This is a genomic window from Streptomyces sp. NPDC005784, assembly GCF_042871525.1.
GTDB lineage: Bacteria > Actinomycetota > Actinomycetes > Streptomycetales > Streptomycetaceae > Streptomyces.
Window position 1 is genome coordinate 159,487 of sequence record NZ_JBIAIQ010000020.1, and the last position, 6,532, is coordinate 166,018.

At 72.2% G+C, this 6,532-nt stretch carries 5 protein-coding genes; 3 read left to right on the forward strand and 2 right to left on the reverse strand.

Annotated elements, in window-relative coordinates; translation table 11 throughout:
- Positions 1 to 25 precede the first annotated feature (25 nt).
- Entirely contained in the window at positions 26 to 1,528 is a 1,503-nt protein-coding gene (locus ACFYR3_RS28190; RefSeq protein ID WP_389284984.1) for an FAD-dependent monooxygenase, read from the forward strand.
- On the opposite strand, the gene ACFYR3_RS28195 is transcribed toward ACFYR3_RS28190, so the two are convergent.
- Positions 1,525 to 2,022, reverse strand: coding sequence for a MarR family winged helix-turn-helix transcriptional regulator (locus ACFYR3_RS28195; RefSeq protein ID WP_389284985.1), 498 nt, complete (start codon positions 2,020 to 2,022; stop codon positions 1,525 to 1,527). The two genes, ACFYR3_RS28190 and ACFYR3_RS28195, sit on opposite strands and share 4 nt — an antisense overlap.
- Positions 2,023 to 2,191: 169 nt before the next feature.
- On the opposite strand from ACFYR3_RS28195, the gene ACFYR3_RS28200 reads away from it, so the two are divergent.
- Positions 2,192 to 3,157, forward strand: a complete 966-nt coding sequence (locus ACFYR3_RS28200) for an EamA family transporter (protein ID WP_355855866.1) — start codon at positions 2,192 to 2,194, stop codon at positions 3,155 to 3,157.
- 28 nt (positions 3,158 to 3,185) lie between these two features.
- Here the strand turns inward: ACFYR3_RS28200 and ACFYR3_RS28205 are convergent, their stop codons facing one another.
- Positions 3,186 to 3,662 carry a DUF1203 domain-containing protein gene (locus tag ACFYR3_RS28205; RefSeq protein ID WP_355855869.1) on the reverse strand — a complete coding sequence of 159 codons (477 nt, stop codon included), beginning with the start codon at positions 3,660 to 3,662 and terminating at the stop codon, positions 3,186 to 3,188.
- Positions 3,663 to 3,774: 112 nt separating this feature from the next.
- On the opposite strand from ACFYR3_RS28205, the gene pepN reads away from it, so the two are divergent.
- Entirely contained in the window at positions 3,775 to 6,363 is a 2,589-nt protein-coding gene (pepN, locus tag ACFYR3_RS28210; protein WP_389284986.1) for an aminopeptidase N, read from the forward strand.
- Positions 6,364 to 6,532 lie beyond the last annotated feature (169 nt).

The window sequence follows — 6,532 nt, forward strand, 5'->3', positions numbered from 1 at the left end:
GCGTTGGCATCACGAGGAGGCCGTCATGACCGGCAACACGCACTCGCACACGCCGCCCACCACCCCCCGGCAGGTCGTCGTCGTCGGCTCGGGCCCGACCGGCCTGCTGCTGGCCGGCGACCTCGCCGCCGCAGGTGTACCGGTCACCCTCGTCGAGAGGCGCCCCCACGGGATCAGCAATCTCTCCCGCGCCTTCGTCCTGCACGCCCGCACCCTGGAACAGCTCGACGCCCGCGGGCTCGCGGACGGTCTGGAGCGCAAGGGGCGGACCCTCGACCGTATTCGGCTCTTCGGCGGGCTCACGCTCGCGCTGGACACGCTGCCCTCCCGGTTCAACCACCTGCTGGTGATTCCGCAGTACGAGGTGGAGGAGGCGCTGGAGCGCCGGGCGAGTGAGGCCGGGGTGCGGTTCGTGTACGAGACGGAGGTGACCGGACTGCGGCAGGACGGGAACGGGGTGACGCTCGAAGTCCGGGGACCGGGTGGGGCGCCGGGTGAGCTGGCGGCCGACTACGTCGTCGGGACGGACGGGATGCGCAGCGCGGTGCGGGCGGCGGTCGGGCTGCCGTTCCCCGGCAGGTCGGTCATCCGCTCCGTCGTGCTCGCGGACGTCCGGCTCGACGAGGAGCCGGAGTCGGTGCTGACCGCCAACGCCGTCGGTGACGCGTTCGCCTTCATCGCGCCCTTCGGCGACGGCTACTACCGGGTGATCGGCTGGCACCGCGGCCGCGACATCCCGGAGAGCGAGCCGGTCGAACTCGACGAGGTCAAGGAGATCGCCCGGCTCGCGCTCGGGCACGACTACGGGATGCGCGACGCCCGCTGGATGTCCCGGTTCCACAGCGACGAACGCCAGGCACCCGCGTACCGAGTGGGCCGCGTCTTCCTCGCGGGCGACGCCGCGCATGTGCACACCCCGGCCGGCGGCCAGGGCATGAACACTGGGCTCCAGGACGCGGCGAACCTCGGCTGGAAGCTGGCGGCCGTGTTCAACGGGTGGGCCGGAGCGGCCCTGTTGGACACCTACCAGACCGAACGCCACCCGGTCGGCGCGTCCGTGCTGCGCAGCAGCGGCGGCATCGTGCGGCTGGCGATGGCCAAGCGTCCCTGGACCCGGGCGCTGCGCGCGGGGATCACCATGGTGCTCGGCCATGTCGGCCCCGCCCGCCGTCGGGCGGCCGGCCGCATCACGGGCATCGGGTACGCGTACGGCGCGCCGCGCGGCGCGCACCCCTTGACCGGCAACCGCGCCCCCGACCTCGCTCTGAGGAGCGGTCGGCTCTACGAGGCCCTGCGGGCCGGGAGGTTCGTCCTGATCGCCCCCGAGTCGTCCGGGGCCGGGGGGACCGGGCAGGCCGGACACGCAGGGCGGGCGGGGGAGCGTGCGGGCCGTCTCACCGTGGAGCGCTGGGCGGGCGAGCGGCGTACGACGCTCCTGGTGCGGCCCGACGGATATGTGGCCTGGGCCGCCGAGTCCCCGGACCCGGCCGCGGTCGAGGCGGCCCTGACCGCCGCCGTGGGTTCTTAGGAGGCGGTGGCGGCCAGCAGCGGGCGCAGCAGGTCGGCCAGTTGGGCGGCCTGCTCGCCGTCGAGGGCCGAGAGCGCGGCCGTCTGGACGGCGAGCCCCGCCTCGACGGCCTCGTCGATCAGCCTCAGCCCCTCGTCCGTCAGGGTGACTCGGAGGCCGCGCCGGTCGTGCGGATCGGGGGAGCGGCGGAGCAGTCCGGCGCGCTCCAGCCTGTCCAGGCGCCCGGTCATCCCGCCCGTGGTCAGCATGAGCGTGGCCGAGAGTTGGCGCGGTGGGAGCGTGTACGGGGCGTCGGAGCGGCGCAGTGTCGCCAGCACGTCGAACTCCCCGCGCGAGATCCCGTACCGCGCGTACGCCTTCTCCATCCGGTCGCCCATGGTGCGCGAGAGCCGGAAGACGCGCCCGAAGACCTCCATCGCCGCGGTGTCGAGGTCCGGCCGGACGGCGGCCCACTGCTCGACGATCGCGTCGACGGGGTCCTTGGGAGCGCTCATGCGGGCGAGTATCCGCCGCGTCGCAGGTCGGTCGCAAGAAAGTAGCTCGGAACCAAGTGGGTCGCCGAGAAGCAGGTCACCACAAAGCGGCTTGCGAATAAGTAGCTTAGAGCTAAGCTACTTATTGCTGACCTACTTTCTGTTCGGCCTCCTCGAAACCGGGTGTCCCGTGGACGCGAAACGACCCGCCCTCATAGCCCTCACCGCGCTCGCCCCCATCTCCTGGGGCAGCACCTATGCCGTCACCACCGAGTTCCTCCCGTCCGACCGGCCGCTGTTCACGGCCTTGCTGCGTGCCCTGCCCGCAGGGCTGCTGCTCCTCGCGCTCGCGCGCGTGCTGCCGCGCGGCGTGTGGTGGGGGAAGGCGGCCGTGCTGGGCGCGCTGAACATCGGCGCGTTCTTCCCGCTGCTGTTCCTCTCCGCGTACCGGCTGCCCGGCGGAATGGCGGCCGTGGTCGGGTCGACCGGTCCACTGTTCGTGGCGGGCCTCTCGGCGGCGCTCCTCGGCGACCGGCCGACGCTCCGTACGCTCCTCACCGGTATCACCGCGGCCCTCGGCGTCAGCCTCGTCGTCCTGAAGGCGGCGGGCGCCCTCGACCTCGTGGGCGTTCTCGCGGCGCTCGCCTCCACCGCGTCGATGTCCACCGGCACGGTGCTCACCAAACGGTGGGGGCGGCCGGACGGAGTCGGTCCGCTGGCGCTGACCGCCTGGCAGTTGACCGCCGGAGGGCTGCTGATCGCGCCGGTCGCCCTCGTGGTCGAGGGTGGGCCGCCCCCACTGGACGGCCGGGCGATCGGCGGCTACCTGTACCTCGCGCTGGCGAACACGGCGGTCGCCTACTGGCTGTGGTTCCGGGGCATCGGCCGGCTCACCGCCACACAGGTGACGTTCCTCGGCCCGCTCTCGCCGTTGACCGCGGCGGTCATCGGCTGGGCGGCGCTGGGGCAGGCGCTGACACCGCTGCAGTCGGCGGGCATGACGCTGGCGTTCGGGGCGACCGTGTTCGGCCAGCTGAGAGTGCGTGGGACCGCCGTCGGCCCCACCCCGACCGCCGTCGGCCCCGCCCCCGTTGCCTGTGGCCACACCCCCGTTGGCCCCGCAGCCGCCGCGCTCGCGCCCCGTTCCCCGTGCTGAACGGAGATACCCCGGCCGAACGGAGCCCCTAGCCCCGCCGCACCTCGTACAGGAAGCAGCCGTACTCCACCGCCCGAACGTGGAGCAGTGCCACCTCCGGGTGGGTGAACGCCGCTGTGAAGGCCTCGTCGAACGTGGTCGGCTCTTGGACCAGTTGTCCGCCCAGGATGTGTCCCTCGGCGGAGTAGCGTCGGACCGTGCGGTGGGCGTTCGTGAAGGGGAGGGCGTCCGTGGCCGGGCCGGCGCAGTCGTCCGCGTGGATGAAGACCGGGCCCTGTTCGTCGTACGCGCCCGGCTCGGCGCCGGTCTCGGCGGCCCAGCGGCGCAGCGGGGCGTAGGAGACCAGGGCGATGCGCTCGCCGGGCTCGCTGCGGCGCAGGCAGCAGCGCAGCATGGAGCCGCCCTCCTCGTCGGTCAGCGGGGCGAGCCGGCGGCCCGCGTCGTCGGTGTCGCGGAGCTCCTTCAGGGCGGCCGGGGCGATGGGGTGTGCGGTGTACGTCGTCATACGTCCAGGCTCGCGCCCGCGACGGCCGGGCACCGGCGGGAATCGGACATCGCGCTGCGTGCGCGTCCCGTGGAAGGATGGCGCAACCCACACATAACGAGGAGATGACCGCGTGCCTGGCACAAACCTGACCCGCGAAGAGGCGCAGCAGCGCGCGAAGCTGCTCACCGTTGACTCGTACGAGGTCGATCTCGACCTCTCCGGCGCGCAGGAGGGCGGCACCTACCGGTCCGTGACCACGGTGCGCTTCGACTCCGCCGAGACCGGCGCGGAGTCGTTCATCGACCTGGTGGCCCCGACCGTCCACGAAGTCACTCTCAACGGCGACCCGCTCGACGCGGCCGAGGTCTTCAAGGACTCGCGGATCGCGCTCCCCGGCCTCCTGGCGGGGCGCAACGTCGTCCGCGTCGTGGCCGACTGCGCCTACACCAACACCGGTGAGGGCCTGCACCGGTTCGTCGACCCCGTCGACCAGCAGGCCTACCTCTACACCCAGTTCGAGGTACCGGACGCACGCCGCGTCTTCGCGTCCTTCGAGCAGCCCGACCTGAAGGCCACCTTCCAGTTCACCGTGAAGGCACCCTCCGGCTGGACGGTCATCTCCAACTCGCCGACCCCGGAGCCCAAGGACGACGTCTGGGTCTTCGAGCCGACGCCGCGGATCTCGACGTACATCACCGCGCTGATCGTCGGCCCGTACCACTCCGTGCACAGCGTGTACGAGAAGGACGGGCAGTCCGTGCCGCTCGGCATCTACTGTCGTCCCTCGCTCGCCGAGTTCCTCGACTCGGACGCGATCTTCGAGGCAACCCGGCAGGGCTTCGACTGGTTCCAGGAGAAGTTCGACTACGCGTACCCGTTCAAGAAGTACGACCAGCTCTTCGTGCCCGAGTTCAACGCGGGCGCGATGGAGAACGCGGGCGCGGTCACCATCCGCGACCAGTACGTCTTCCGCTCCAAGGTCACCGACGCCGCCTACGAGCTGCGCGCCGAGACGATCCTGCACGAGCTGGCCCACATGTGGTTCGGCGACCTCGTGACGATGGAGTGGTGGAACGACCTCTGGCTGAACGAGTCGTTCGCCACCTACACCTCCATCGCCTGCCAGGCCTACCACCCCGACAGCCGGTGGCCGCACTCCTGGACCACGTTCGCCAACTCCATGAAGACGTGGGCGTACCGGCAGGACCAGCTGCCCTCCACGCACCCGATCATGGCCGAGATCCGCGACCTCGACGACGTGCTCGTCAACTTCGACGGCATCACGTACGCCAAGGGCGCCTCCGTCCTCAAGCAGCTCGTCGCCTACGTCGGCATGGACGAGTTCTTCAGCGGCGTCCAGGCCTACTTCAAGGCCCACGCGTTCGGGAACACCCGTCTGTCCGACCTGCTCGGCGCCCTGGAGGAGACCTCCGGGCGGGACCTCGGGAACTGGTCGCAGAAGTGGCTCCAGACCGCCGGGATCAACATCCTGCGGCCGGAGATCGAGACCGACGCCGACGGTGTCATCACCTCCTTCGCCGTCCGCCAGGAGGCCCCGGCCCTGCCCGCCGGCGCCCAGGGCGAGCCGACACTGCGCCCGCACCGCATCGCGGTCGGCCTGTACGACTTCGACGGCGCCGAGGGCGGCAGCGGCAAGCTGGTGCGCGACGAGCGCCTTGAGCTGGACGTGGACGGGGAGCTGACCGCCGTACCGCAGCTCGTCGGCAGGCGCCGCCCCGACGTGATCCTGCTCAACGACGACGACCTGTCGTACGCCAAGGTCCGCCTCGACGAGGACTCGCTGGCGTTCGTCACCGAGCACCTCGGCGACTTCGAGTCCTCCCTCCCGCGCGCCCTGTGCTGGGCCTCGGCCTGGGACATGACCCGCGACGCCGAGCTCGCCACCCGCGACTACCTGGCGCTGGTGCTGTCCGGCATCGGCAAGGAGTCCGACATCGGTGTCGTGCAGTCGCTGCACCGGCAGGTGAAGCTCGCGATCGAGCTGTACGCCGACCCGACCGCCCGCGAGGCGCTGCTGAACCGCTGGACGGACGCGACGCTCGCCCACCTGCACGCGGCCGAGGCCAGTAGCGACCACCAGCTGGCCTGGGCGCGCGCCTTCGCGGCGACCGCGCGCACGCCGGAGCAGCTGGACCTCCTGGAGGCCCTGCTCGAAGGCCGCGAGACCATCGAGGGCCTCGCCGTCGACACCGAGCTGCGCTGGGCGTTCGTGCAGCGGCTCGCGGCCGTCGGACGTTTCGACGACGCGGAGATCGCCGCCGAGTACGAGCGTGACAAGACGGCCGCCGGTGAGCGGCACGCGGCCACCGCCCGGGCGGCCCGTCCCACCGAGGAGGCGAAGGCGGAGGCGTGGGCCTCGGTCGTCGAGTCCGACAAGCTTCCGAACGCCGTGCAGGAAGCGGTCATCGCGGGCTTCGTCCAGACCGACCAGCGTGAGCTGCTCGCCCCGTACACGGACAAGTTCTTCACCGTGGTCAAGGAGATCTGGGACGCCCGTTCGCACGAGATCGCGCAGCAGATCGCGACCGGTCTCTACCCGGGCATCCAGGTCGCCGCGGAGACCCTCGCCAAGACGGACGCGTGGCTGCTCTCGGCCGAGCCCAACGCCGCCCTGCGACGACTCGTCTCGGAGTCCCGCTCGGGCGTCGAGCGAGCCCTGAAGGCCCAGGCGGCGGACGCGCAGGCGGCCACCGCCTAGGCCCTCACCGGTAGACGCACACCTGGGCGCCGGCATGTCATGTCGGCGCCCAGGACGGCGGGGGGGGCCCCCCCCCCCGGGGCCCCCCCCCCCCGGGGGGCGGGGGGGCCCCCCCCCGGGCGCCCCCGCGCCCGGGGGGGCCCCCCCCCGCCGAGCCCCCCACAGAACA

Excerpts from the sequence above, each read along its gene's own strand:
- ACFYR3_RS28190 (WP_389284984.1), top strand. The coding sequence starts at position 26 with ATGACCGGCAACACGCACTCGCACACGCCGCCCACCACCCCCCGGCAG.
- ACFYR3_RS28195 (WP_389284985.1), bottom strand. The coding sequence starts at position 2,022 with ATGAGCGCTCCCAAGGACCCCGTCGACGCGATCGTCGAGCAGTGGGCC.
- ACFYR3_RS28205 (WP_355855869.1), bottom strand. The coding sequence starts at position 3,662 with ATGACGACGTACACCGCACACCCCATCGCCCCGGCCGCCCTGAAGGAG.